This window comes from Pseudomonas sp. NFACC02, from assembly GCF_900110765.1.
GTDB lineage: Bacteria > Pseudomonadota > Gammaproteobacteria > Pseudomonadales > Pseudomonadaceae > Aquipseudomonas.
Genome location: NZ_FOEO01000010.1, coordinates 16,750 through 40,942 on the forward strand (window position 1 = coordinate 16,750; position 24,193 = coordinate 40,942).

A 24,193-nucleotide genomic window follows, 5' to 3' on the forward strand; every position below is an offset into this window, starting at 1 on the left:
TCCCAAGGCCGAGGCTTACTGCGCTTTCGCAACAGCAGCGGGTGGCGTCCAGATCACATCGGCGATGCTGAGCGGTTTGGGGATCAGCTTGAGCTGGTAAAACGTGTCGGCGATCTTCTGTTGCGCCGCGACGGTTTCAGGCGTGATGAACAGCGCGCCGTAACCTTGTCGGTTAACCGAAGTCCGCGTGATGTCTTCCGGCAAGCCCAGCAACGGAGCGACCTGTCTGGTGACCTCTTCCGGATTGGCCTTGGACCACTCACCCACCGCGCGAACCTCTTCGACCAGGGTCTGAATCACGTTCGGATGCTGCTTCGCATAGGGCCTGGTCGCCAGATAGAACTGGTTGTTATCGACAATGCCTTTGCCATCACGCAGCGTGCGTGCCTGCAACTGTTGCTCGGCGGCCGCCTGGTACGGGTCCCAGATCACCCATGCATCGACACTGCCGCGCTCGAAGGCGGCCCGCGCGTCGGCGGGCGGCAGAAAGACGGTCTGGATGTCGGTGTATTTCAGGCCGGCTTCTTCCAGCGCCCTCACCAGCAGGTAGTGAACGTTTGAGCCTTTGTTGAGGACGACTTTCTTGCCTTTCAGGTCTTTGACCGACGTGATCGGCGAGTCCTTGGGCACCAGAATCGCTTCGCTGGTCGGCGCCGGCGGCTCGGACGCCACGTAGAGCAGATCAGCGCCTGCCGCCTGAGCGAAAACGGGAGGTGTCTCGCCGGTCACACCGAAGTCGATGGAGCCGACATTCAAGCCTTCCAGCAGTTGAGGTCCGCCTGGAAATTCGGTCCATTGAACCTGCACGCCCTGCTCTGCCAGTTTCTTTTCCAGCGACCCCTTGGCCTTGAGCAGCACCAGCGTGCCGTACTTCTGATAACCGATGCGCAAGGTATCGGCTTGAGCTTGCGTTAGGACGCCGAAAGACACCGCCGCAACAAACAGAGCGACCAGGCCTCGACGCAAAATGACAGTGCGCATCGCACGCTCCTTTGCTGAGTAGCTAACAGGTGGCACCTGCTTGTCCGATAGCGAACGAGTAAGGTGTTTGGGGGATTCATTGCTGGCTATAAATCGCCAGGACGGAGAGACCATAACAGGCGGCTGTTATTCACTAAAATCATATTTATTCATTTGGTTAGCACCGAATCGAATATCAAGTGTCTCGCCGATTGACCCTGAAGTGCTCCCCAAAAAAAGGGGCCGATAAATCGGCCCGAATGTCGTGGTTGAAAGCGAGGTATCAGCGATTGGGCTGCGGCGTCAGGCGCAGGTAAGGCGTGACGGCTGTATAGCCTTTTGGAAAGCGTTCCTTGATCTCGGCCTCGTCTTTGATCGAAGGCACGATCACCACGTCTTCACCGTCCTTCCAGTTCGCAGGCGTCGCCACTTTGTAGTTGTCGGTCAGTTGCAGCGAATCGATCACCCGAAGGATCTCGTGGAAGTTGCGACCGGTGCTGGCAGGGTAGGTAATGGTCAGGCGCACTTTCTTGTTCGGGTCGATCACGAACAATGAGCGCACGGTCAGCGTTTCGCTGGCGTTGGGATGAATCAGGTCATACAGCTCCGACACCTTGCGATCCGCGTCCGCCAGGATCGGAAAGTTAACGATCGTGTTCTGGGTGGAGTTGATGTCGTCGATCCATTTGATGTGCGAGTCGACCGGATCCACCGACAGCGCGATGGCTTTCACGTTGCGCTTGTCAAACTCATCCTTGAGCTTCGCGGTGAAGCCCAATTCGGTGGTGCAGACCGGCGTGAAATCGGCGGGATGGGAAAACAGCACCGCCCATTTGCCGTCCAGCCACTCGTGAAACTTGATGCGCCCTTCGCTCGAATCCTGCTCGAAGTCCGGGGCGATATCGCCGAGTTTCAGTCCCATGCAATCGTGCTCCTTTGGTGTGAGTTATCGGCCTACTGTGCATGCCGATGCCTCAAAACTGAAGGAACGAATGGTGATGATCCTCATCGTTTCAGGCATAAAAAAACCCCGCCGAAGCGGGGTTCTTTTTAACTCAACAACTCAACACACTTACTTGAATGCGTAGGTGTAGTTGAGGATAACGCGAGTCTGGTCGACGTTCTGCTGCAGCGGGTACAGATCGGAATCCGAACGCAGGTTCGCACGACGTACAGTCACACCGAAGCCTTTCAGGAAGCTATCCTGGAAGACGTAGTCGATACGCATGTCGCGTTCCCACTCGGAGCCGCGTGCACCCGTAGCGCTGGTACGGATCTGGTCACCGTGCAGGTAAGCGATCGCAGCTTTCAGGCCAGGAACGCCAACGCGTGCGAAGTCGTACGAGTACTGACCAAACTTGGTCTTCTCACCGGCGCGGGTGAAGTTGGTGATCATGCTGTCGGTGAACAGGTAAACGGAGTTACCACCTTCACCTTCGTTACGACCACGGCCGTCAACTACGCTGCCGTTGTTGATGATCGGCATGGCGCCGCTGTCGCTCGAGGACTGGTAACCCAGCATGAAGGCGTGGCCACCCAGGGTATAGGTGAACATCGCGGTCCACAGATCGTTGTCGATCTCGCCGGTATCGCTACCGGTACCCGAATAACCGTTGCCGGTCAGACGGTAGCCAACGTTGTTGGACTGGCCGTTCTTGCCATCGGAAGTGCTGTGGAAGTAACGCAGGTCGGTTTTGAACGACTGGTCTTCACCGATTGGCAGAACATGCAGCAAACCGAAGAAGTGCTGGTTGTAATAGTCTTCCAGGTTGGCGTAGTAGTACTGCAGGGTCAGGTCTTTGGTGAGCTTGTAGTCAGCACCGGCGAACTGGAAGTTGTTGGAGCCCTTGGTACCACCCGAAACCGACAGGTTGTCGTAGTTGGTGGAGGCACGGCCAGCAGCCTTGGTCAGCTTACCTGCAGTCAGGGTCAGGTTGTCGATGTCCTTGGAAGTGACGATCCCACCTTCAAAGGTTTGCGGCAGCAGACGACCGTCGTTCGATACCAGGATCGGCAGGTTTGGCTGCAGAGCGTTACCGATTTTCAGCTCGGTCTTGGAGATCTTCGCTTTGACGTTGGCACCTGCGCGAGCCCAGTTGTGCTCTGGAGTGCCGTCGGAGCTGGTTGGCGAAACGGTGTTCGCAGTGCTGCCGTTGGCGGCGCGGTTATCGATACCACCGCTCAGGTTGATACCGTACATACCTTGCACGTCGAGACCGAAGCCTACGGTGCCAGGGGTGTAACCCGAGATGAAGTTGAACAGGAAGCCCTGAGTGGTCTGACGCTGATCCTGACCTTTAGCACCGCTCGCAGACGGCTCACGTGGGTCTTGTTCGAAGTAAAGAGTACGGGAACTGAGGGTTGCCTTGCTGTCTTCCAGGAAACCAGCTGCACCAGCCTGAGTGGCCATTACACCTGCGTACACGGCCAAGGCCAGGGTGGATTTCTTCATTGTGTTTCGCTCCTCTTGAATCTAATTTTTGTAGTTCCTCGGTACTGAGACCTAAGGCTCAAGACCGCGGATGCGCGATTAGCGCTGGACCCGACTCAGAGAGTCAATGGCCCCCAGACTAATTGACTAGACCGCGTTTACAGCTGGCTGCAAGGTAAGGGAAATCCTTTAAACCTAAAACGACTTTTTAGACCTGCTTTTATGCTAAGCAGTTATATGTCACAAGCCGTTTCAGCCGTCCGTTGCGGAGTGTATCGGCGTCTTTACCTAATTCCCAAAAAATATTTCTGCGCCGTTCGTCAGATCGTTCCGTTTTGGCACATCGTACGACTGGAACTTGACTACCGAGTCACGGTCGTCGTGCGAAACAGCATGAGCATTCCAGTTATAACTCTTTGAAAGCAATGAAATTAATTAGCGCGTAGACGCGATTGTTACTGTTGTCACCCTGCTCGCGGTCGGTTTTTTATCTAGCCGACGAACAGGCTCATCAGTTAACTGGCGAAACGTGCCGGCGCGATTTCGTGGCCGAAGTCTGCTGACAATCCCCTGTCGCCGCTGCTGGCTCGGCCGTACACATGCGGAACGAAAGTAGCGACAGCTCTCGCAGGCGGACCGATCCTATTTACAGATTGTGACAATTCGATGAAAGGTCACCGGTCCGCCGCCATTTCTCTCCGCTGATGCCCTCAAGCGACCCCGTTCAAGCAGTAATTCTTCCAAGGGTTCGTCAGCACGACGCAGCTTCCACAAATCGGTAGCAGGTTCGCATCGGGTTCGGTCGTGCATCACTTTGGTCACTCGCGACCCAAAAATGCGCAAATAGCGTGCAAAACTGATCAATAAACACCCAAACGTGAACGTTGATCCGAACGACCTACATCACGCCTGTTTCTTGAGAGCGCCCGGTTAGCGCTTTAAACCGGGGCCTTACGAGATGTCTTCACCTTTCCTACCGAGAATTCTCAAAACTGGCACGCAGGCTGCAATAGGTTAAGCATCACCAGTTTTGGGGACCTTGGTACAGGCAGGCCGGGGATTCCCCTCTTTTATTCCTCTCGGAGACTCACCTCGAGTCTCCAGCGCCCGTCCAGCGTTGCGCCGTGCCACTCACCGCGCAATGGACGGGTCGCCAGCAGGTTCAGCAACAATCCCTTATCGCTTTTCTGCACCCTCCAGCGCACATCTCGACCGTTGAGCTTCAGTTCGCCCCGTTGCGCTTCGCCTGTTGCGTTGAACAGCAGCGCCACAGCGCCGTCAACGATTTCGCCGTGCAACTGTGGCTCACGGTTGAACCACACCGCCACGCCATTGGGCAACGCCTCGATCCGCTGCAGCGCTATGGGGTCCGGCGTGGTCAGACGGCCGATCATCAGCCCGACCATGACCCCGAAAATCGCAATCGACCCCAAAAACCGTGGCCATAGCTTCGGCCGCGGATCCTCTTCGGGGGTAGAATGCACCCCGCCCTTATGTTCGGAGCCGTGCATGTTTCACGTGATCCTTTTTCAACCAGAAATTCCGCCGAATACCGGCAACATCATCAGGCTCTGCGCCAACAGCGGCTGCAGCCTGCATTTGATCGAGCCACTGGGCTTCGAGCTGGATGACAAACGCCTGCGTCGTGCCGGCCTCGATTACCACGAGTACGCCACCCTGCATCGCCACGCCGATCTTGCCAGTTGCCTGGAAAGCATCGGTCATCCCCGCCTGTTCGCTTTTACCACGAAGGGCTCGAAACCTTTCCATGATGTGGCGTTTCAGGAGGGCGACGCCTTTGTGTTCGGCCCGGAAAGCCGTGGTTTGCCACCCGAAGTCCTGGACCCGCTGTCGAGCGAGCAACGCCTGCGCCTGCCCATGCGTGAAGGCTGCCGCAGCCTGAACCTGTCGAACACCGTGGCGGTGGCCGTTTACGAAGGCTGGCGGCAGCTGGGTTTTAAATAACCCTTCCGGCGCAGGATCGCTACACGGATGCCCTGCGGGCCTGATCGCGAGCAAGCTCACTCCTACACCGATCGCATCCACACCTGTAGGAGCGTGGCTTGTCCCGCGATCTGCCGGGCACCGGCAGCAAATGCAGCGACCACGGTATTTTTGGTACACCGCACATCACACGAATTTACGACGGGTTCCCCGCCGATCGCGGGACAAGCCACGCTCCTACAGCTCTTAGCGTCCGCCCATACAAAAAAAGCGCCCATCACAGGCGCTTTTTTTCATTCAGGCCGCAAGGCTTACTGAACGGTCGGCGTTTCGCCGGATTCCTGCATACGCTGCAGCTCTTGGGCGTAAAGGGCATCGAAGTTCACCGGGGCCAGCATCAGCGCAGGGAACGAGCCACGGACAACCAGGCTGTCGATGGTTTCACGGGCATACGGGAACAGGATGTTCGGGCAGAACGCACCCAGGGTGTGGCTCATCGACGCCGCGTCCAGCCCCTTGATCAGGAAGATACCGGCTTGCTGGACTTCAGCGATGAAGGCAATTTCTTCGCCGTTCTTCACTTCGACCGACAGGGTCAGCACGACTTCGTAGAAGTCATTTTCCAGCTGCTTCTGACGGGTGTTCAGGTCCAGGCTCACGCTTGGGGTCCATTCCTGACGGAAGATCGCCGGGCTTTTTGGCGCTTCGAAGGACAGGTCACGAACGTAGATGCGTTGCAGGGAGAACTGTGGTGCTTCTTCGTTGGAAGTGGCGCCGTTATTCGTTTGATCGGTCATCTCAGATCCTTCTTACTTTTAAGGTCTTGTGCGTAGGGTTCGAATTCAGGCGCTCAACAGTGCGTCGAGCTTGCCAGCGCGCTCCAGGGCGAACAGGTCGTCGCAGCCACCGACATGGACCGAGCCGATCCAGATCTGAGGCACCGACGTGCGGCCAGCCTTTTTGGTCATTTCAGCGCGAATCTGTGGCTTGCCATCGACCTTGATCTCCTCGAAGTCGACGTTCTTGCTCTCGAGCAGGTACTTGGCGCGCGAGCAGTAAGGGCAATAATCGCTGGAGTAGACGACGACTTCAGCCATTTCACTTCACCAGCGGCAGGTTGTCGCCGCGCCACGACGAAACGCCACCGGACAGCTTGGCAGCGGTGAAACCGGCCTTGAGCAACTCGCTGGCCACGTGCCCTGCGTGCTGGCCGGCGGCATCGACGATGATCAGGGTCTTGGATTTGTACTTCTCAAGCTCCGAAGTACGGGACATGACCTTGTCCTGCGGGAAGTTCAGGGCGCCGACGATATGACCGGTGGCATAGTCCTTCTTCGGACGCACATCGATGACCACCGCCTCGTCACGATTGACCAGCGCAGTCAGTTCACCGGTGCTCAGGCTTTTGCCGCCCTTGTTCAATTCTGTCGCGATCAGCAGTGCCAGCAGGATGACGAAAGCGCCAGAGATCAAATAGTGATTCGTGGCAAATGCAATCAGGTGATCAACCATCATTAGGTTCCAGGGCGTTAAAATGTCGGCCAGTATACACAGCACCCAAGGTCGGCCAAAGCCCGTACGGCAGTGACGCCGTCTGAACTTGTCCCTAAACTGTCGATCTTTTCTCTACTTCATCTTTTCACCAAGAGTGGGATTCATGACTACCACGCCTAAACCTTTGGTTCTGATCATCCTGGACGGCTTCGGTCACAGCGACAGCCACGACGGCAATGCGGTCTACGAAGCGAAGATGCCGGTCTTCGATCGCCTCTACAAGACCATGCCCAACGGCCTGATCTCGGGTTCGGGAATGGATGTCGGTCTGCCAGACGGCCAGATGGGCAACTCCGAAGTCGGCCACATGAACCTGGGCGCGGGCCGCGTCGTGTATCAGGACTTCACGCGCGTGACCAAAGCGATCCGCGACGGTGAGTTCTTCGAAAACCCGACGATCTGCGCAGCCGTGGACAAGGCCGTGGGCGCTGGCAAGGCCGTGCACATCATGGGCCTGCTGTCCGATGGCGGCGTCCACAGCCACGAAGACCACCTGGTGGCGATGGTTGAACTGGCCGTCAAACGTGGCGCCGAGAAGATCTACCTGCACGCTTTCCTGGATGGCCGCGATACGCCGCCACGCAGCGCGCATCAGTACCTCGACACCATGGAAACCGCCTACAAGCGTCTGGGCAAAGGCCGCACCGCAACGATCATTGGCCGCTACTTCGCCATGGACCGCGACAACCGCTGGGACCGTGTCGAATCCGCCTACAACCTGATTGTCGACGGCACCTCCGAATTTCACGCTGACAACGCCAAGGCCGCGCTGGACGCCGCTTACGCGCGCGACGAAAACGACGAATTCGTCAAAGCCACGAGCATCGGCGAAAAGGTCAAGGTCGAAGACGGCGACGCCGTCGTGTTCATGAACTTCCGCGCCGACCGCGCCCGTGAGCTGACCCGTGTGTTCGTCGAAGACGATTTCAAGGACTTCGCCCGCGCCCGTCAGCCAAAACTCGCTGGCTTCGTGATGCTGACTCAGTACGCCGCCACCCTTCCGGCGCCGGCTGCGTTCACCAAAGAAGGCCTGCACAATGTGCTGGGCGAGTACCTGGCGAACAACGGCAAAACCCAGTTGCGTATCGCCGAAACCGAGAAATATGCGCACGTCACCTTCTTCTTCTCGGGTGGCCGTGAAGAGCCGTTCCCTGGCGAAGAGCGCATCCTGATCCCGTCGCCGAAAGTCGCGACCTACGACCTGCAGCCAGAAATGAGCGCGCCGGAGGTCACCGACAAAATCGTGGACGCCATTGAAAACCAGCGTTTTGATGTGATCGTGGTCAACTACGCCAACGGTGACATGGTCGGTCACAGCGGCATCATGGAAGCCGCGATCAAGGCCGTTGAGTGCCTGGACGTGTGCGTTGGCCGCATCACCGAGGCGCTGGAGAAGGTCGGTGGCGAGGCCCTGATCACCGCTGACCACGGCAACGTCGAGCAGATGACCGACGAGAAGACTCACCAGCCGCATACCGCGCACACCACTGAGCCAGTGCCTTTCATCTATGTCGGCAAGCGTGACCTGAAGGTCCGCGAAGGCGGCGTCCTGGCGGACGTGGCTCCAACCATGCTGACGCTGTTGGGCATGGACATTCCGAAAGAAATGACCGGCACTTCGATTCTGGTTGCCAAATAAGCCGTCGCAACCGGCCTGCCGTTAACCGGCAGGCCGGTTTTTGTATGAAATGTCTGAAAGCGCGGCCCTTTGAGCGTTTTTTTTGCAGCCACTGCCGGGCATACTAAGCCCGTCTTCACTCCTGGTATCGCCCAACTCCATGCTTCGCGCCCTGATCGCCCTCGCTTTGATTTGTCTGCTCAATCCGGCTTTTGCCGACGACGAGCGCGCACAAACCCAAAAACAGCTGGATGCCACGCGTCAGGACATTACCGAACTGAAGAAGGCGCTGAGCCAACTCCAAGAGGAAAAGTCCGGCGTTCAGAAAGATCTGCGCTCAACCGAAACCGAAATGGGCAAGCTGGAAAAGCAGGTGGAGGCCCTGCAGAAAGAACTAAAAAAGAGTGAAACCGAGCTTCAACGGCTCGATGGAGAGAAAAAAAAACTCCAAAGCGCACGCGCTGAACAGCAACGCCTGATCGCGATCCAGGCCCGCGCCGCCTATCAGAGCGGGCGTCAGGAATACCTTAAACTGCTGCTCAATCAGCAGAACCCCGAGAAATTCGCGCGTACCCTCACCTATTACGACTACCTGAGCAAGGCCCGCCTGGAGCAGTTGCGCAGCTTCAACGAAACGTTGCGCCAATTGGCCGAAGTCGAAAAAGACATCGACCTGCAACAGGCCCAGCTCCTGGTGCAGAAGAGCTCGCTGGATGACCAGAAAGCACAGCTCGACACCGTTCGCCAGCAACGCCAGGTGGCGTTGGCCAAGCTAAATCAGGACTACAAGGCTCGCGACCAGAAACTCCAGGCTCGCCAGCAAGATCAGGCAGACCTGACTAAAGTCCTCAAAACCATTGAAGAAACCCTTGCGCGGCAAGCCCGCGAGGCCGAAGAGGCGCGTCAGAAGGCGCTACTGGCTCAGCAGGAAGCCGAAAAACGCCAGCGCGAGCAAGAAGCGCTGGCCAAAAGCCGCGGAAAAGACGACAGCAATGAGGCACCGCGTCGCCCCACCAAAGCACCCGGCGCACTGGTTTCCAGCGCCGGTCAGTCGTATGGCGGACCTTTTGACCAGGCAAAGGGAAAACTTCCTTGGCCTGTTGATGGTCGATTGTTGGCGCGTTTCGGTGAAACCCGCGGCGATGACGAGCGAACCAAGTGGGATGGCGTGCTGATCAGCGCTGCCGCGGGCAGTCAGGTACACGCTGTGCATGGTGGTCGTGTGGTCTTCGCCGACTGGTTGCGAGGCGCCGGGCTGCTGGTCATTCTCGACCACGGCAACGGTTATTTGAGTCTGTACGGTCACAACCAGAGTCTGTTGAAGGAAGCTGGGGACGTTGTAAAAGCCGGAGAAGCAATCTCCACCGTCGGCAACAGTGGTGGCGGTCAGGACACTCCGGCGCTGTATTTCGCTATTCGTCAGCAGGGTCGCCCTAGTGATCCGGCCCAATGGTGTCGCTCTCAAGGATAAGTCGACACCTCACTCAGGAGTTCGTAAGACATGCTGTTTTCGTCCCGCCTCACCTCGCTGGCCCTGACTATCGCCGTGGTTATCGGCGCGCCTCTCGCGCAGGCAGCCGGTGCCGCCCCCGCTGCGGCGCCTGCTGCTTCCGCACCTGCCAATGCCGCGAACATCAAGGCGCCGTTGCCGCTTGATGAACTGCGCACCTTTGCCGAGGTGATGGACCGGATCAAAGCCGCGTATGTCGAGCCGGTCGATGACAAGACCCTGCTGGAAAACGCCATCAAGGGCATGCTCAGCAACCTCGATCCGCACTCTGCCTACCTGGGCCCTGAAGACTTTCAGGAGCTGCAGGAAAGCACCAGCGGCGAGTTCGGCGGGCTGGGCATCGAGGTCGGCGTAGAGGACGGCTTTATAAAGGTCGTCTCTCCGATCGACGACACACCGGCTTCCAAGGCGGGCATCGAAGCCGGCGACCTGATCGTCAAGATCAACGGCGCGCCGACCCAGGGCCAGACCATGCAGGAAGCGGTCGACAAGATGCGCGGCAAGATCGGCGAGAAGATCACCCTGACGCTGGTGCGCGACGGCGGCAACCCGTTCGACGTGACGCTGGCCCGCGCGACCATTCAGGTCAAGAGCGTGAAGTCGCAGATGCTTGAGCCTGGCTACGGCTATATCCGTATCACTCAGTTCCAGGTCAAGACCGGTGAAGAAGTCGGCAAGGCGCTGGCCAAGCTGCGCAAGGAAAACGGCAAGAAGATGAACGGCCTGATCCTCGACCTGCGCAACAACCCGGGCGGTGTGTTGCAGGCAGCGGTCGAAGTGGCTGACCACTTCCTGACCAAGGGCCTGATCGTCTACACCAAGGGCCGCATCGCGAACTCCGAACTGCGCTTCTCGGCAGACCCGGCGGACGCCAGCGAAGGCGTGCCACTGGTGGTGTTGATCAACGGCGGCAGCGCCTCGGCTTCCGAGATCGTCGCCGGCGCCTTGCAAGATCAGAAACGCGGCATCCTGATGGGCACCGATTCGTTCGGCAAGGGTTCCGTGCAGACCGTTCTGCCGCTGGCCAACGACCGTGCGCTGAAGCTCACCACGGCGCTGTACTACACGCCGAACGGCCGTTCGATTCAGGCGCAAGGCATCAACCCGGACATCGAAGTCAAACGAGCCAAGGTCACCACAGAGGCCGATGGCGAGAACTACAAAGAGGCCGACCTGCTCGGCCACCTGGGCAACGGCAACGGCGGCGCGGACAAACCGACCACCAAGTCCAAAGCGGGTAAAGCGCGTCCGCAGGACGACGACTACCAGTTGAACCAGGCCCTCAGTCTGCTCAAGGGATTGAGTGTCACACGCGGCAATTGATATGCGCTTCCGGTTGACCGGGCTCGTCAGGGCCCTTGCAATGATGACGCTCGTTCTGACGGATGCCGCACACGCGGCCTCCGTCGAACCCTCGCAAACCGACGGCAAAGTGCCGAAGGTCGCCTACATCAGTCTGATCATCGATGACCTCGGGCAAAGTCCTCAAAAGGACAGCCGTGCGCTGGCCCTACCCGGCCCGGTGACGCTGGCGATCATGCCGGACACCCCGCACGCCACCGAATTCGCGCGTCAGGCCCACAAGGCTGGCAAGACGGTGATGCTGCACATGCCCATGGACCCAGCCACCGGGCCTTACGCCTGGCGTCCGGACCTTCCGCTGACGGAGCTCGAATCGCGGCTCAATGCGGCGCTGTTGAAAGTGCCGTATGCGGCAGGCATCAACAACCACGAAGGCAGTCGCATGACCGCCGAGCCTGAGGCGATGAGCTGGCTGGTGGGCGAGCTTCAGCGTCGGCATCTGTTTCTGGTCGACAGCCGCACGAGCGCCAAGACCGTCGCCGCAGCCGAGGCTCAGAAAATCGGCCTGGCCAGTCTTTCCCGGGATGTGTTTCTGGACGACGAGCGCACCGCAGAGGCCATCAGCGGTCAGCTACAAAGCGCAATCAAGCTGGCGCACAAACAAGGCACGGCGGTGATGATCGGCCATCCGTACCCGGTGACCATGGAAGTGCTGGAGCGTGAGTTGCCCAAGCTCAAGGCTCAAGGCATCGACTGGATCGAGCTTCGCCACATGATCAGCCTGCGCGGCAATCAGGCAATGGGCGGTCACGGGAAGAATGGGGTTTATCGGTAGATCTACCGGCTTACACGGCCCCCTTTAGCAGCAGTCCGAGGTTACGAGGGCCGCGAAGAGGCCGGTACATTCGATAAATCCCCAGCGCCTGACACCCCGCATTCGCGACCCTCGTAACCTCGGATTGCTCCTACAAGGGATAAGCGACTTCCTGGAATTGCACCTACAGGGGATAGGCGATGTCAGGGTCGGCCCCAACAGGTCATAGGTATTTACCCAAAATGCTGTCCACCGTCCCTTCCTTGCGTAACTGATCCAGCGCGGTCTGCAGCTTATTCACCACCTCATCCGGGGTATCCTTGTTCAGCGCCAGGAACAACTCGGCGCTGTTGAAGCGCAGCACGGTTTTCAATCCGGTCACGCCCTCTTGCCGCGCCAGATAACGCCCGGCCGGGTCGCCCGTGGCCCAGAGGTCGATCTGCCCGTCGACCAGCTTCTTGGCGTTGTCCTTGTCGCTGAGTACCAGAATCGGATTCAAGCCCTGACGCCCCAGCTCTTCGGCTATTGCATCACCTTTGTAGGCGCCGATCCTGTACTGACGCGCGTCGTCCAGGGTATTCAACTGAATCGGGCTGTCGGCTTTGCCCAGCATGATCCAGTCATCCGGCCCGATAGGACCGACCCATTTGAAGAGCTTCTCGCGCTCAGGCAACCGCGCAGTCACGAATACGCCGTAACCGGGTTTCTCCAGCGCAAGTTTGTAAATGCGGTCCCATGGGAAGCGCAGCGTCATGTTGTAGCCGATACCGGCACGCTTGAAGGTTGCGCGAACGATTTCGACGGCAATGCCCTGAATATTGCTTTCCTGGGCGAAGTTCTTGCCATCGACGGCCATGTTGTAGGGCGGGAAATTCTCAGTGAGCAGCACCATCGAATACGCCGGCGCATCACCAGCCCGGGCCGTCCCTGTCAGCAATGTGGCAATGCTGATCAGCGCAAGAAAAACACCTTTGAACATATCCCTGGCACCCGATCCTGACGACGGCAAGAGAGTGCCGGTAACACAGGGCGTTGTCCAGTTCGGGAAAGGGAGGAGTCGCTTTCAGGACAGAAGTGTCTCGAAGCGTCTGGGACGGGCAGTTCAGCGGCTCGATCGTCCCCCCATGATCGTTCCCACGCTCTGCGTGGGCATGCAGACAGGACGCTCCGCGTCCCTGTGATGCAGAGCGTCACGCGAGTCACTCCCACGCAGAGCGTGGGAGCGATCATCACTTCCACAGATGAGGGGCTTGCATCAGCTATCAGCGAATCACAATGCCTTGTTTGGCCATGAACGCCTTGGCTTCCGGCACGGTGTATTCACCGAAGTGAAAAATGCTCGCGGCCAGAACGGCGCTCGCGTGGCCTTCGAGCACACCGTCAGCCAGATGCTGCAGGTTGCCCACACCACCCGATGCGATAACCGGAATCCCCAGCGCATCGCTGATTGCACGGGTCACACCCAGATCGAAGCCGTTTTTCATGCCATCCTGATCCATGCTGGTCAGCAGAATCTCACCGGCACCCAGGCCTTCCATCTTCTTGGCCCACATCACCGCATCCAGACCGGTTGGCTTGCGACCGCCGTGGGTGAAGATCTCCCAGCGCGGTTCTTCACCCGGCCCGGACACCTTCTTGGCGTCGATCGCCACGACAATGCACTGCGAGCCAAAACGCGCGGCCGCTTCACCCACGAATTCAGGGTTGAAGACCGCAGCAGTGTTGATGGACACCTTGTCGGCACCGGCATTGAGCAGGTTACGAATGTCCTGCACCGTCCGAACGCCGCCGCCCACCGTCAGCGGGATAAACACCTGACTGGCCATGCGCTCCACGGTGTGCAACGTCGTGTCACGGCCATCGACACTGGCAGTGATGTCGAGAAAGGTAATCTCGTCGGCACCCTGCTCGTCATAGCGACGGGCGATCTCCACGGGATCGCCAGCGTCACGAATGTTCTCGAACTTGACGCCCTTGACCACGCGACCGTTGTCGACATCGAGGCAAGGGATGATGCGTTTGGCGAGGGCCATGGGCCTTATCTCCGAAAGTTTGGACACCTGAAGGAGCGCGCTTGCCCGCGAAAGCGTTCTACCTGTGACAGATGCATACCTGACCGGTTTTATCGCGAGCAAGCGCGCTCCTACAATTCAGATCGAGTACTGATCACAGAACGCCTGGGCTTCAGCCACATCCAGCGTGCCTTCATAGATCGCACGCCCGGTGATTGCGCCAATGATGCCCGGCGCTTTCGCGTCCAGCAGCGCCTTAATGTCGCCCAGGTTGTGGATGCCGCCAGAGGCAATGACCGGAATCTTCGTCGCAGCTGCCAACGCCGCGGTGAACGGGACGTTGCAGCCCTGCATCATGCCGTCTTTGGCGATGTCGGTATAAACGATGGCCGAGACGCCGTCCGCTTCGAAACGCTTGGCCAGGTCGATCACCTGAACGGAGCTGACCTCAGCCCAGCCGTCGGTGGCGACGAAGCCATCCTTGGCGTCCAGACCGACGATCACCTTGCCCGGAAACGCGCGGCAGGCCTCGGCGACGAACTCAGGCTCCTTGACCGCCTTGGTGCCAATGATTACGTAGCTCACGCCGGCTTTGACGTAGTGCTCGATGGTTTCCAGCGAGCGGATGCCGCCGCCGATCTGGATCGGCAGATTCGGATAACGTTTCGCAATGGCCGTGACCACCTCACCGTTGACCGGCTGGCCTTCGAACGCGCCGTTCAGATCGACCAGATGCAGACGACGGCAACCGCCTTCAACCCACTTGGCAGCCATGCTCACCGGATCGTCGGAGAACACCGTGGAATCTTCCATGCGACCCTGACGAAGGCGCACGCAGGCACCGTCTTTGAGGTCGATAGCGGGAATAATCAGCATGAGCTTTTCCTTCGTCAAAGAGCTGCGCGCTGCAAGCGGTAAGCTGCGAGCAGATACGCGTCAATCATTCTTGCAGCTTGAAGCCGCCTTTAATTTTTCTCGAGCGCCCAGACATCGCTTTCGATGCTTTCGAAGCGCTCTTTCAAGTGCGCCTGAACATCGAAAATCGCCCGGTTGTAATAGTGCGGCGCAATTTCACGGGAGAACAATTCAAGGATTTCAGCCGCTTCGAAGGAACCCAGGTCCAGTTCGAAGCGGTCTTCCATGAACCGCTTGATCTTGAGACACGCCTCACTCTCCTGCTCGGGAGTGAGGGTCAGGATCGGCGGTTTGTTCTTCTTGCTCATTACCAGCGGCCGTCCCACGCAGCGAAGTTCTGCAGCAGTTGCAGGCCATGGGTGTGGCTCTTCTCCGGGTGAAACTGCACGGCAAAACGCGAGCCATCAGCCAGTGCCGCCGCGAAATCGCGACCATAGTGACCACGACCAACGATCTGCCGAGGGTTCGGCGAGTCGATGTAATAACTGTGCACGAAGTAGAACCGCGCCTTGTCCGGAATGTTATGCCACAGCGGGTGATCCACGGCCTGCGTCACTTCGTTCCAGCCCATGTGCGGGACTTTGAGGTGTTGCCCGTCTTCGTGAAGGTCCTTGCCGAAAAATCGCACCTGACCGGGAAAGACACCGATGCAGTCGACGCCATCGTTCTCTTCGCTGCGGTCCATCAGCGCCTGCATGCCGACGCAGATGCCAAGGAACGGACGGTCCTGGCTAACCTCACGCACCAGCGCATCGAAACCCAGGCGACGGATTTCAGCCATGCAGTCGCGGATCGCGCCGACACCGGGAAACACGACCCGGTCGGCTTCACGAATCACGTCGGCGTCGCTGGTGATCAGTACACGGCCAGCGCCGACGTGTTCAAGGGCCTTGGCCACCGAATGCAGGTTGCCCATGCCGTAGTCAATAACGGCGACCGTCTGCATTACAGCACGCCCTTGGTCGAAGGCATCTGGCCGGCCATGCGGTCGTCCAGCTCGACGGCCATGCGCAGCGCGCGGCCGAACGCCTTGAACACGGTTTCGATCTGGTGGTGGGTGTTGTGACCGCGCAGGTTGTCGATGTGCAGCGTGACGTTCGCGTGGTTGACGAAGCCCTGGAAGAACTCCTGGAACAGGTCCACGTCGAAGCCACCCACGGTGGCGCGGGTGTACGGCACATGCATCTGCAAGCCAGGACGACCGGAGAAGTCGATGACCACGCGCGACAGCGCTTCGTCCAGCGGGACATAGGCGTGGCCGTACCGACGGATGCCCTTTTTGTCGCCAATGGCTTTGCTGAAAGCCTGACCCAAGGTGATACCGACGTCCTCCACCGTGTGGTGGTCGTCAATATGCAGGTCGCCTTTGCTTTCGATATCCAGATCGATCAGCCCGTGACGGGCGATCTGGTCGAGCATGTGTTCAAGAAAAGGAACGCCGATATCGAATCGGGCCTTTCCGGTGCCATCCAGGTTGATCGAGGCTTTGATCTGGGTTTCCAGGGTGTCGCGCTCGACGAACGCCTTACGTTCGGCCATCACCAGCTCCGCAAAATCATTGGGCGAAAAGGCGGACATTATAGGCGTGTAGGAGGGAAACAGAAACACGAGACGTGTTATGGCGGACGGGGGGGGGTAATGCGCCGAGGCGCTAGACATGTCTGCACAAGCAAGGACAGGACAACACAGAACCCTGTAGGAGCGCGCTTGCCCGCGATGGCGGCGTGTCAGTTCACAGATGCATCACAGACAAACCGTAATCGCGGGCAAGCGCGCTCCTACAGGAGATGCGGCGGCGCTGCGATTCAGGCCGCCTCTGTGCGGTATCAGCCTGAAGAGTCAGGCCAACACCGAAAGCGGCTTAGTGAAACAACACCGCTGTTTTCTGCAGGGTGATCCACACGCCCCACGCCAGCGGAATGCCCACGGCCAGCCAGGCCAGGATCGCCAGAGGCTTGGTGCCTGCGTCCGCTTTCCACTCAAGGGAAGTGGTGTGGTCGGCGCCAGCGTCGTGACCAATGGCCTGTTCCGCCTTCAATTCCGCGTCGGTCATGAAGTACTTGTCGGCCACCGGGCGCACCAGCAGGTTGCAGATGAAGCCCAGCACCAGCAGACCGGCGAGGATGTACAGCGTGATGTCGTAAGCGTCGGCACGTGCAACGCCGTGGCTCAGTTGATATTCACGCAGGTAGTTCACCAGCACCGGACCCAGCACGCCAGCCGCAGCCCACGCGGTCAGCAGACGACCGTGGATCGCACCGACCATCTGTGTACCGAACAGGTCAGCCAGATACGCCGGAACGGTCGCGAAGCCGCCGCCGTACATCGACAGCACGACGCAGAACGCTGCAACGAACAGCGCAACGCTGCCCAGGTGGCTCAACGTCGGCACCGATGCGTAAAGCAGGAAGCCCAGCGCAAAGAACACGAAATACGTGGCTTTACGGCCGATGTAGTCCGAGAACGACGCCCAGAAGAAGCGGCCACCAATGTTGAACAGGCTCAGCAGACCGGTGAAGCCGGCTGCGATGGCAGCAATAGCGGCCAGTTGCGAAGCATCCAGCTGACCAAACGCCTGATCGGTGCCCAGCAGCTTGCCGCCGAACACTTCCTGCAGCAAAGGCGAAGCCATGCCGAGGATCCCGATGCCCGCCGAAACGTTCAGGCACAGCACCAGCCACACCAGACGGAATTGCGGGGTTTTCCACGCAACGCTGACGTGTACGTGGCGGTTGGTGATCATCGCGCTGTTGGTTTTCTTCGCAGGAGCGGTCCAGCCCTCAGGTTTCCAGCCGGTTGGCGGAACGCGGTACGCCAGAGCGCCACCGATCATGAAGACGAAGTAAATCGCGGCCATGGCGACGAAGCTTTGCCATACGCCCACGCTGTCAGGCGTTGCGAAATGGCTCATCAACGCGGTCGCCAGTGGAGCACCGACCATCGCGCCGCCGCCGAAACCCATGATCGCCATGCCGGTCGCCATGCCGCGCTTGTCCGGGAACCACTTGATCAGGGTCGAAACAGGCGAGATGTAACCCAGGCCCAGACCGATACCACCGATCACACCCGAACCAATCCACATCAGCCAGATCTGGTGGGTGTAGACACCCAGCGCCGAGAGCATCAGACCGCCACACCAGCACAGGGCCGAGACGACGCCGGCTTTACGAGGACCGGCGTGTTCCAGCCAGCCGCCCCAGATGGCCGCCGAGCAACCCAGGAAGATGAAGAACAGGGTGTAGATCCAGCCGAGCATGGAGATCGGCCAGTCGCAACTGGACGAGAAGACTTGCTCGAAAAACCCCATGTCCGGAGCGCAGGCAACGGCCGTCTTGATGCCGATCGCCTTGGAAAGCGGCAACCAGAACACTGAGAAGCCGTACGCCATACCGATACACAGGTGAATCGCCAGTGCAGCCGGTGGAACCATCCAGCGGTTGAAGCCACGCTTGGCGATAATGCGTTCTTTGGACAAGAACGCAGGCTGAGCGAAGGAACCGCCCAGAGCAGTGCTTGTAGTCATCTTATGTTTTGCCCCTATTTATAGTTGTGTCCCGCAAGAACAACGGCATTGATTCCGCCACTCCTCTTCATGCACGCAAGCATCGGGAGTTTTATCGGCAGAAAGCCTCATTACGTGACATTTCGACGCAGCATGACCCGCGAAGGGCGAAAGATTACCATTTGACACGCCAAAGAAAGCAATCTGCTACTACCTTTTTTATGCCGTCTGTCACTGTACGAACGCCTCTACGGCACCTGTGACTATCCAGGGCCCGATGCCTGCCTGAGAGCGCTATACTCGCGGGCTAAATTTTGAACGACTCGATTACAAGGACTCGCCCATGAAAGCGTTCGGCAAAATCCTGGGACTATTCATTCTCGGGCTGTTGCTGATCATCGTGGCTCTCGGCTTTGCCCTGACCCATCTGTTTGATCCCAACGATTACAAAGACGAGATTCGTAAACTGGTCCGCGAAAGGGCCCACGTCGAGCTGACGCTCAACGGCGACATTGGCTGGAGCCTGTTCCCCTGGCTTGGCCTGGAGCTGCACGACGCCAGTGTCGCCACGCTGACCGAGCCGTCAAAACCGTTTGCCGACTTGCAGATGCTGGGCCTCTCGGTCCGCGTGCTGCCCTTGCTGCGCAAAGAAGTGCAGATGAGTGACGTGCGGGTTGAAGGGCTCAATCTGATGCTCACCCGAGACGAAAACGGTCACGGCAACTGGGAGGACATCGGCAAGGTGCCTGCCACTGCGGCCAGTCCCGCGCAGCCTCCCGTGGCTCAGTCCTCCCCGGACACCCCGGCGGACGCCGCGACCGCCAAGCCGGACAAGGCCTGGCAACCGCTCAAACTGGACATCGACAGCCTGACCGTGAACAACGCACGCGTGGACTTCAACGATGTGCAGAAAACCCGGCAGTTCACCGCCGAGAGCATTCAACTGAGCACCGGTCCGATCCACAACGCCACTGACATTCCGGTCAAGCTGACCGCCTTCCTCAGCACCAACCAGCCCGTGATCCGCACCAAGACGGAACTGACCGGCAAGCTGCGGTTCGACCGCGCGCTCAAGCGTTATCAGTTCGACGACATGCGCTTCTCGGGCGAAGCGGCAGGCGATCCGCTGCAAGGCAAGACCCTGACGTTCTCGGCGCAAGGTCAGCTGCTGGCCGACATGTCGGCCAACGTCGCCGAGTGGACCAACCTCAAGTTTTCCGCCAATCAGCTGCGCGCCCTGGGCGAGTTGCATGTACGCGACCTGGACAAGGCACCTCAACTGAGCGGCGGCATTTCCATCGCCCAGTTCAACCTGCGTGAGTTCCTCGACAGCGTCGGCCAGACCGCGCCAAGCCTGGGCGACAACAGCCTGACCCGACTGGAAATGGTCAGCCGTATCGCGGCGACGCAAAACAGTGTCTCGCTGGACGACCTCACACTGCGCCTTGATGACAGCACCTTCACCGGCCGAGTCGCCGTCGACGATTTCGCCAGGCAGTCCCTGCGCCTTCAGTTGAAGGCCGATACGTTTGACGCGGACCGTTATCGCCCGCCACAGAGCGAACAGGCCAAGGCCGCAGGCGCTGCGCGCAAAACCGAAGTTCAGGGCAACGAAGCCGAAGCCATGGCGGCGTCCGGGACCAGTCCGCTGCCTAATCAGCCGACACAAGTAGCATGGAGCGACACCCGGCTGCTGCCGCTGGAGCGCATGCGCAAGCTCGATGTCGACGCCGATCTGAGTTTCGGCAAGCTGACCGTCGAGAAACTGCCGATCCAGAACGCAGCGCTCAAAACCTCGGCGCTGGACGGCGTGATCAAGGTCGACAGCCTGCGCGGTGACCTCTACAACGGCAACTTCGAAGTCAAAGGCAATCTGGACGTGCGCCCGGATGTCCCGCTGGCCAGCGTGCAGACCCACATCGTCAAGGTGCCGGTCGAGCGTTTCATCCAGAGCCAGGGCACCACGCCTCCGCTGCGCGGCCTGCTGAATCTGAACAGTGACGTCACCGCCAAGGGCAATAGCGAGAAAGCGCTGGTCGAAAGCCTCAACGGCACCGCCAGCTTCGCGCTCAACGACGGCGTGCTGGTCAACGCCAACCTTGAACAGCAGCTGTGCCGTGGTATCTCGACGCTGAACCGCAAGACGCTGAGCGGGGAGCCGCGCGGCAAAGACACGCCGTTCCAGCAGCTCAACGGCAACCTGGTGTTCCGTAATGGCGTGGCGAGCAACCCTGACCTGAAAGTCCGCACGCCGGGCCTCACGGTCAACGGCGATGGCGACATCGACCTGCGCGTGCTGGGCATGAACTACCGGGTCGGCGTGATCATCGAAGGCGACAAGAGCGACATGCCGGACCCGGCCTGTGAAGTGAACCCGCGCTTTGTCGGCATCGAATGGCCGATCCTCTGCCGTGGTCCACTGGAGCTGGGTGCCAAGGCCTGCCGTCTGGATAACGAAGGTCTCGGCAAGGTGGCAGCGAAACTCGCCACTGACCGCATTGGCGACAAGATCGACGAAAAGCTGGGCGACAAGGTCAGTCCTGAACTCAAAGACGCCATCAAGGGATTGTTCAAGCGGTAACCGTCGGCTGCCAGTCCCGGACTGGCAAAACGACACAACATCTGTGGGAGCTGCCGGAGGTTACGACGGTGGCGAATGCGGTGTATCCATCACCTGATTCGGTGCAGACATACCGCATTCGCCGGCAAGCCGGCGCCCACAGAGATAGAGGGCAAACCTGCCTCAACCCTTTTCCCTGAACACCGGAACCATGATGCAACCCGAGCAGTTCTCCTCTGCGGTCCTCGACTGGTACGACCGCCACGGCCGTCACGACCTTCCCTGGCAACGCGACATCACGCCTTATCGCGTCTGGGTGTCGGAAATCATGCTGCAACAAACCCAGGTCAGCACCGTGTTGAGTTACTTCGACCGGTTCATGGAAGCGCTGCCCACCGTCCAGGCCCTGGCGGAAGCGCCGGAAGACGAAGTCCTGCACCTGTGGACTGGCCTGGGTTATTACACTCGCGCCCGCAACCTGCAAAAAGCCGCGAAAATCGTCGTCGCCGAACACGGTGGCGAGTTCCCGCGCGACGTCGAAAAGCTCACCGGGCTGCCCGGCATTGGGCTTTCAACGGCAGGCGCCATCGCCAGCATCAGCATGGGCATTCGGGCGCCGATCCTCGACGGCAACGTCAAACGCGTGCTGGCGCGCTTTACTGCCCAAGAGGGTTATCCGGGGGAGCCGAAGGTCGCGAAGCAAATGTGGGCGACTGCAGAACGCTTCACGCCTCACAGCCGGGTCAATCACTACACGCAAGCGATGATGGACCTGGGTGCCACGCTCTGCACGCGCAGCAAGCCCAGCTGCCTGCTATGTCCGCTGGAACGCGGCTGCGAAGCGCACATGCTCGGTCAGGAAACGCGCTACCCGATCCCCAAGCCGCGCAAGACCGTCCCGCAAAAGCGCACCTTGATGCCGATATTCGCCAACCACCAGGGCGAGATCCTGCTTTACCGTCGCCCATCGACCGGCTTGTGGGGCGGTCTCTGGAGCTTGCCGGAGCTGGACGAATTCGATGACATGCAGCATCTGGCCGATCAGCATGCGCTGGAAATGGGCGAGCATCAGGCAATGCCCGGATTGATCCACACGTTCAGCCATTTTCAACTGACCATCGAGCCCTGGCTGGTCCGGGTCGAGGAGTCCGCCCATCACGTGGCCGAGGACGACTGGCTCTGGTATAACCTCGCCACCCCGCCACGCCTGGGCCTCGCCGCCCCGGTGAAGAAGCTGCTGAAACACGCAGCCGACGTATTGAACGCAGGAGAGTCGTCATGACCCGCACCGTAATGTGCCGCAAGTACAAAGAAGAACTGCCCGGCCTGGACCGCCCACCGTATCCAGGCGCCAAAGGCGAAGACATCTACAACCACGTTTCCCAGAAAGCCTGGGCCGACTGGCAGAAACACCAGACACTGCTGATCAACGAGCGCCGTCTGAACATGATGAACGCCGAGGATCGCAAGTTCCTGCAGACCGAGATGGACAAGTACCTCTCCGGCGAGGAATACGCAAAGGCCGAAGGCTACGTTCCACCGGCCGAATAACCCTTTGCAGACGGTGTTCGTCGTAAGCGGAGGAAATAATTCAAATTTTTTTCCACAACACGCTTGACGACCTCCTGAAAAACACGTCTAATGCGCCCCGTTGCCCAGATAGCTCAGTCGGTAGAGCAGGGGATTGAAAATCCCCGTGTCGGCGGTTCGATTCCGTCTCTGGGCACCAAAATACCGAAAAACCCCTGCATCGAAAGATTCAGGGGTTTTTTATTGGCTACGATTTTTCGGGACAATCCCGCCCGGCTGCCCTTGGTAAATGCCAGCGGCTGCGATTCAATAGCCCACCGCCAAACCACCCTCGCCTGCAAAAGGACCGACGCGCATGGCCTCCCCAGACAAACAGCAAAAACGCGCCCAGCGGGCCAAAGCGAAGGCCAAGCAGAACCGCTCCGGCAAGGGCAAGCCAAGCCCGGTCCATCCGGTGCTGAATCATCCGTCCGTGAATGAGCCGTTCGACGATGTGTTCCTCGACCTGAGCAAATTCGACTTCAAGGACATCATGGAGAACGGCTTCGAGCCAGCCGACTACGACGACCTGTTCCAGGCGATGAAGGCCGCAGAGTCGATCAGCCTGCTGGCCATGTGTGTCGTGTTCCTGCAATACCCGGTGCTGGAGCTGGTGATCGCCGAGGAAGAAGAAGACCCGGCCACCGATTTCCTGATGGCTTTGCTGATCGTCTACCGCGGAATTTTCCACGACGAAGAAGAGGACGTGACCGTCGAATGGCTGGGCAGCGACGAATTCCAGGACGCCTACAACCTGGCCTCCGACATCCTTCAGCGTAAAAACGCTCGCGACGCTGGTCGGCGGTAACACACCAGTTTTAATTTGCATGACGCGGGTCAAGACGGTAGCTTTGCGCCACTACGAGAATGCAACTCCTTCTCAATAAAGGCTTCCGTTTTGACTGACCTTCACTCCCCTTCGCCCGCGACCTCGGCGCTCGAAGCGAACGCTTACTCCAAACCCCGAATTGTCCTGCACTGGCTTTCCGCTGCAGTCATCCTGTGGGCGACCTTCAGCGGCTTCGGCGTGGTGCTGCTCGACCCCAACCATCCGCTGCGCCAATGGGTCGAGTCGTTCAATCCGCAACTGACCAGCCTCTTCATCCCGTTCTTCGTCTGGCGCTTGTGGCTGGCTCTGCGCGCCGAACCGCGCCCCTCACGCAAACCACAGGAAAGGCTGGCCCACGCTGCCCACATGGGCATCTATGCAGCGGTATCGGGCGTCCTCATCACAGGCGTCTTGATGATGACCCACCCGGTCACGCTCCTGGCGTTCTTAACCCTGCCACAGCTGATTCACTCGAAGATCGCGCTGCTGGAACTGCATGACCTGCATCACATCCTGTGCGCGGTTTTGGCGGGACTGGTGGCGCTGCATCTGGCGGCAGTGGTGATGCATCACGTGCGAGGGAAGTCGGTGCTGGGGCGGATGATCAATTAGCTAAAAAAACGGCCACCCTCATCGCTAAGGGCAGCCGCCTTTCATCTCGCCAGCAGAGCCG

General features: G+C 59.2%; 24 protein-coding genes and 1 tRNA gene. 11 read left to right on the top strand and 14 right to left on the bottom strand.

Annotated elements, in window-relative coordinates; genetic code table 11:
• Positions 1–15 precede the first annotated feature (15 nt).
• From BMY73_RS11065 to BMY73_RS11080, 4 genes are all read right to left on the bottom strand, one after another.
• Positions 16–981, bottom strand: a complete 966-nt coding sequence (locus BMY73_RS11065; RefSeq protein WP_092407086.1) for a sulfonate ABC transporter substrate-binding protein — start codon at positions 979–981, stop codon at positions 16–18.
• A 262-nt stretch (positions 982–1,243) separates the two neighbouring features.
• A complete protein-coding gene (locus BMY73_RS11070; RefSeq protein ID WP_062379400.1) occupies positions 1,244–1,882 on the bottom strand; it encodes a peroxiredoxin in 639 nt (212 codons plus the stop codon).
• A 150-nt stretch (positions 1,883–2,032) separates the two neighbouring features.
• Positions 2,033–3,412 carry an OprD family porin gene (locus BMY73_RS11075; protein ID WP_092407088.1) on the bottom strand — a complete coding sequence of 460 codons (1,380 nt, stop codon included), beginning with the start codon at positions 3,410–3,412 and terminating at the stop codon, positions 2,033–2,035.
• A gap of 1,049 nt (positions 3,413–4,461) precedes the next feature.
• A complete protein-coding gene (locus BMY73_RS11080) occupies positions 4,462–4,902 on the bottom strand; it encodes a hypothetical protein (RefSeq protein WP_092407090.1) in 441 nt (146 codons plus the stop codon).
• Between BMY73_RS11080 and trmL the strand changes: the two genes are divergently transcribed.
• Positions 4,901–5,356 carry a tRNA (uridine(34)/cytosine(34)/5-carboxymethylaminomethyluridine(34)-2'-O)-methyltransferase TrmL gene (trmL, locus tag BMY73_RS11085; protein WP_062379405.1) on the top strand — a complete coding sequence of 152 codons (456 nt, stop codon included), beginning with the start codon at positions 4,901–4,903 and terminating at the stop codon, positions 5,354–5,356. The two genes, BMY73_RS11080 and trmL, sit on opposite strands and share 2 nt — an antisense overlap.
• A 290-nt stretch (positions 5,357–5,646) precedes the next feature.
• Here trmL and secB read toward each other — a convergent pair whose 3' ends face one another.
• From secB to BMY73_RS11100, 3 genes are read right to left on the bottom strand one after another with little or no spacing between them, the layout of a single operon-like run.
• Complete coding sequence (gene secB / locus BMY73_RS11090) at positions 5,647–6,132, bottom strand: protein-export chaperone SecB (RefSeq protein ID WP_074758056.1); 486 nt, start codon at positions 6,130–6,132, stop codon at positions 5,647–5,649.
• A gap of 45 nt (positions 6,133–6,177) precedes the next feature.
• Positions 6,178–6,432: a glutaredoxin 3 gene (gene grxC / locus BMY73_RS11095; protein WP_062379408.1), complete on the bottom strand. Its 255-nt coding sequence runs from the start codon at positions 6,430–6,432 to the stop codon at positions 6,178–6,180.
• Position 6,433: 1 nt separating this feature from the next.
• A complete protein-coding gene (locus tag BMY73_RS11100; RefSeq protein ID WP_062379410.1) occupies positions 6,434–6,847 on the bottom strand; it encodes a rhodanese-like domain-containing protein in 414 nt (137 codons plus the stop codon).
• A gap of 145 nt (positions 6,848–6,992) precedes the next feature.
• On the opposite strand from BMY73_RS11100, the gene gpmI reads away from it, so the two are divergent.
• The 4 genes from gpmI (at position 6,993) to BMY73_RS11120 (ending at position 12,154) form a co-directional block, all read left to right on the top strand.
• On the top strand, positions 6,993–8,528 hold the full coding sequence (gpmI, locus tag BMY73_RS11105; RefSeq protein ID WP_092407092.1) for a 2,3-bisphosphoglycerate-independent phosphoglycerate mutase: 1,536 nt from the start codon (positions 6,993–6,995) through the stop codon (positions 8,526–8,528).
• Between the two features lie 139 nt (positions 8,529–8,667).
• Complete coding sequence (locus tag BMY73_RS11110) at positions 8,668–9,978, top strand: murein hydrolase activator EnvC family protein (RefSeq protein WP_092407094.1); 1,311 nt, start codon at positions 8,668–8,670, stop codon at positions 9,976–9,978.
• Between the two features lie 30 nt (positions 9,979–10,008).
• The gene (locus BMY73_RS11115; RefSeq protein ID WP_062379415.1) at positions 10,009–11,340 is read left to right on the top strand and encodes a S41 family peptidase; all 1,332 of its coding nucleotides are present in this window, start codon (positions 10,009–10,011) and stop codon (positions 11,338–11,340) included.
• A gap of 40 nt (positions 11,341–11,380) precedes the next feature.
• Positions 11,381–12,154, top strand: coding sequence for a divergent polysaccharide deacetylase family protein (locus tag BMY73_RS11120; protein WP_371914970.1), 774 nt, complete (start codon positions 11,381–11,383; stop codon positions 12,152–12,154).
• 202 nt (positions 12,155–12,356) lie between these two features.
• Here BMY73_RS11120 and BMY73_RS11125 read toward each other — a convergent pair whose 3' ends face one another.
• The 7 genes from BMY73_RS11125 to BMY73_RS11155 all read right to left on the bottom strand — a co-directional run bounded on the left by BMY73_RS11125 (position 12,357) and on the right by BMY73_RS11155 (position 18,583).
• The gene (locus BMY73_RS11125; RefSeq protein WP_092407098.1) at positions 12,357–13,112 is read right to left on the bottom strand and encodes a substrate-binding periplasmic protein; all 756 of its coding nucleotides are present in this window, start codon (positions 13,110–13,112) and stop codon (positions 12,357–12,359) included.
• A 283-nt stretch (positions 13,113–13,395) separates the two neighbouring features.
• The gene (gene hisF, locus BMY73_RS11130) at positions 13,396–14,166 is read right to left on the bottom strand and encodes an imidazole glycerol phosphate synthase subunit HisF (protein WP_062379423.1); all 771 of its coding nucleotides are present in this window, start codon (positions 14,164–14,166) and stop codon (positions 13,396–13,398) included.
• Positions 14,167–14,283: 117 nt separating this feature from the next.
• Positions 14,284–15,021: a 1-(5-phosphoribosyl)-5-[(5-phosphoribosylamino)methylideneamino]imidazole-4-carboxamide isomerase gene (hisA, locus tag BMY73_RS11135; RefSeq protein ID WP_062379424.1), complete on the bottom strand. Its 738-nt coding sequence runs from the start codon at positions 15,019–15,021 to the stop codon at positions 14,284–14,286.
• An 89-nt stretch (positions 15,022–15,110) separates the two neighbouring features.
• Complete coding sequence (locus BMY73_RS11140; protein WP_062379425.1) at positions 15,111–15,368, bottom strand: DUF2164 domain-containing protein; 258 nt, start codon at positions 15,366–15,368, stop codon at positions 15,111–15,113.
• Positions 15,368–16,006: an imidazole glycerol phosphate synthase subunit HisH gene (hisH, locus tag BMY73_RS11145; protein WP_062379427.1), complete on the bottom strand. Its 639-nt coding sequence runs from the start codon at positions 16,004–16,006 to the stop codon at positions 15,368–15,370. Before hisH ends, BMY73_RS11140 begins: the two co-directional genes overlap by 1 nt.
• Positions 16,006–16,599 carry an imidazoleglycerol-phosphate dehydratase HisB gene (gene hisB, locus BMY73_RS11150; protein ID WP_062379429.1) on the bottom strand — a complete coding sequence of 198 codons (594 nt, stop codon included), beginning with the start codon at positions 16,597–16,599 and terminating at the stop codon, positions 16,006–16,008. Before hisB ends, hisH begins: the two co-directional genes overlap by 1 nt.
• Positions 16,600–16,921: 322 nt before the next feature.
• Entirely contained in the window at positions 16,922–18,583 is a 1,662-nt protein-coding gene (locus BMY73_RS11155; protein WP_062379431.1) for an OFA family MFS transporter, read from the bottom strand.
• 322 nt (positions 18,584–18,905) lie between these two features.
• Here BMY73_RS11155 and BMY73_RS11160 point away from each other — a divergent pair, with 322 nt between their 5' ends.
• The 6 genes from BMY73_RS11160 (at position 18,906) to BMY73_RS11185 (ending at position 24,132) form a co-directional block, all read left to right on the top strand.
• Positions 18,906–21,143, top strand: coding sequence for an AsmA family protein (locus BMY73_RS11160; RefSeq protein ID WP_092407100.1), 2,238 nt, complete (start codon positions 18,906–18,908; stop codon positions 21,141–21,143).
• 193 nt (positions 21,144–21,336) lie between these two features.
• A complete protein-coding gene (gene mutY, locus BMY73_RS11165; RefSeq protein WP_092407102.1) occupies positions 21,337–22,404 on the top strand; it encodes an A/G-specific adenine glycosylase in 1,068 nt (355 codons plus the stop codon).
• A complete protein-coding gene (locus tag BMY73_RS11170; RefSeq protein ID WP_062379437.1) occupies positions 22,401–22,673 on the top strand; it encodes an oxidative damage protection protein in 273 nt (90 codons plus the stop codon). Before mutY ends, BMY73_RS11170 begins: the two co-directional genes overlap by 4 nt.
• A gap of 102 nt (positions 22,674–22,775) precedes the next feature.
• Positions 22,776–22,851, top strand: a tRNA-Phe gene (locus BMY73_RS11175).
• Positions 22,852–23,007: 156 nt separating this feature from the next.
• Entirely contained in the window at positions 23,008–23,499 is a 492-nt protein-coding gene (locus tag BMY73_RS11180; RefSeq protein ID WP_062379447.1) for a hypothetical protein, read from the top strand.
• A gap of 90 nt (positions 23,500–23,589) precedes the next feature.
• Positions 23,590–24,132 carry a cytochrome b gene (locus BMY73_RS11185; protein WP_175500169.1) on the top strand — a complete coding sequence of 181 codons (543 nt, stop codon included), beginning with the start codon at positions 23,590–23,592 and terminating at the stop codon, positions 24,130–24,132.
• Positions 24,133–24,193: the final 61 nt, after the last annotated feature.

Excerpts from the sequence above, each read along its gene's own strand:
- BMY73_RS11160 (WP_092407100.1), top strand. The coding sequence starts at position 18,906 with ATGAAAGCGTTCGGCAAAATCCTGGGACTATTCATTCTCGGGCTGTTG.
- BMY73_RS11115 (WP_062379415.1), top strand. The coding sequence starts at position 10,009 with ATGCTGTTTTCGTCCCGCCTCACCTCGCTGGCCCTGACTATCGCCGTG.
- mutY (WP_092407102.1), top strand. The coding sequence starts at position 21,337 with ATGCAACCCGAGCAGTTCTCCTCTGCGGTCCTCGACTGGTACGACCGC.
- BMY73_RS11100 (WP_062379410.1), bottom strand. The coding sequence starts at position 6,847 with ATGGTTGATCACCTGATTGCATTTGCCACGAATCACTATTTGATCTCT.
- hisH (WP_062379427.1), bottom strand. The coding sequence starts at position 16,006 with ATGCAGACGGTCGCCGTTATTGACTACGGCATGGGCAACCTGCATTCG.
- BMY73_RS11075 (WP_092407088.1), bottom strand. The coding sequence starts at position 3,412 with ATGAAGAAATCCACCCTGGCCTTGGCCGTGTACGCAGGTGTAATGGCC.
- BMY73_RS11070 (WP_062379400.1), bottom strand. The coding sequence starts at position 1,882 with ATGGGACTGAAACTCGGCGATATCGCCCCGGACTTCGAGCAGGATTCG.
- trmL (WP_062379405.1), top strand. The coding sequence starts at position 4,901 with ATGTTTCACGTGATCCTTTTTCAACCAGAAATTCCGCCGAATACCGGC.
- BMY73_RS11155 (WP_062379431.1), bottom strand. The coding sequence starts at position 18,583 with ATGACTACAAGCACTGCTCTGGGCGGTTCCTTCGCTCAGCCTGCGTTC.
- BMY73_RS11120 (WP_371914970.1), top strand. The coding sequence starts at position 11,381 with ATGATGACGCTCGTTCTGACGGATGCCGCACACGCGGCCTCCGTCGAA.
- hisB (WP_062379429.1), bottom strand. The coding sequence starts at position 16,599 with ATGGCCGAACGTAAGGCGTTCGTCGAGCGCGACACCCTGGAAACCCAG.
- BMY73_RS11080 (WP_092407090.1), bottom strand. The coding sequence starts at position 4,902 with ATGCACGGCTCCGAACATAAGGGCGGGGTGCATTCTACCCCCGAAGAG.
- gpmI (WP_092407092.1), top strand. The coding sequence starts at position 6,993 with ATGACTACCACGCCTAAACCTTTGGTTCTGATCATCCTGGACGGCTTC.
- BMY73_RS11110 (WP_092407094.1), top strand. The coding sequence starts at position 8,668 with ATGCTTCGCGCCCTGATCGCCCTCGCTTTGATTTGTCTGCTCAATCCG.
- hisF (WP_062379423.1), bottom strand. The coding sequence starts at position 14,166 with ATGGCCCTCGCCAAACGCATCATCCCTTGCCTCGATGTCGACAACGGT.
- secB (WP_074758056.1), bottom strand. The coding sequence starts at position 6,132 with ATGACCGATCAAACGAATAACGGCGCCACTTCCAACGAAGAAGCACCA.
- BMY73_RS11170 (WP_062379437.1), top strand. The coding sequence starts at position 22,401 with ATGACCCGCACCGTAATGTGCCGCAAGTACAAAGAAGAACTGCCCGGC.
- BMY73_RS11180 (WP_062379447.1), top strand. The coding sequence starts at position 23,008 with ATGGCCTCCCCAGACAAACAGCAAAAACGCGCCCAGCGGGCCAAAGCG.
- BMY73_RS11140 (WP_062379425.1), bottom strand. The coding sequence starts at position 15,368 with ATGAGCAAGAAGAACAAACCGCCGATCCTGACCCTCACTCCCGAGCAG.
- grxC (WP_062379408.1), bottom strand. The coding sequence starts at position 6,432 with ATGGCTGAAGTCGTCGTCTACTCCAGCGATTATTGCCCTTACTGCTCG.
- hisA (WP_062379424.1), bottom strand. The coding sequence starts at position 15,021 with ATGCTGATTATTCCCGCTATCGACCTCAAAGACGGTGCCTGCGTGCGC.
- BMY73_RS11125 (WP_092407098.1), bottom strand. The coding sequence starts at position 13,112 with ATGTTCAAAGGTGTTTTTCTTGCGCTGATCAGCATTGCCACATTGCTG.
- BMY73_RS11065 (WP_092407086.1), bottom strand. The coding sequence starts at position 981 with ATGCGCACTGTCATTTTGCGTCGAGGCCTGGTCGCTCTGTTTGTTGCG.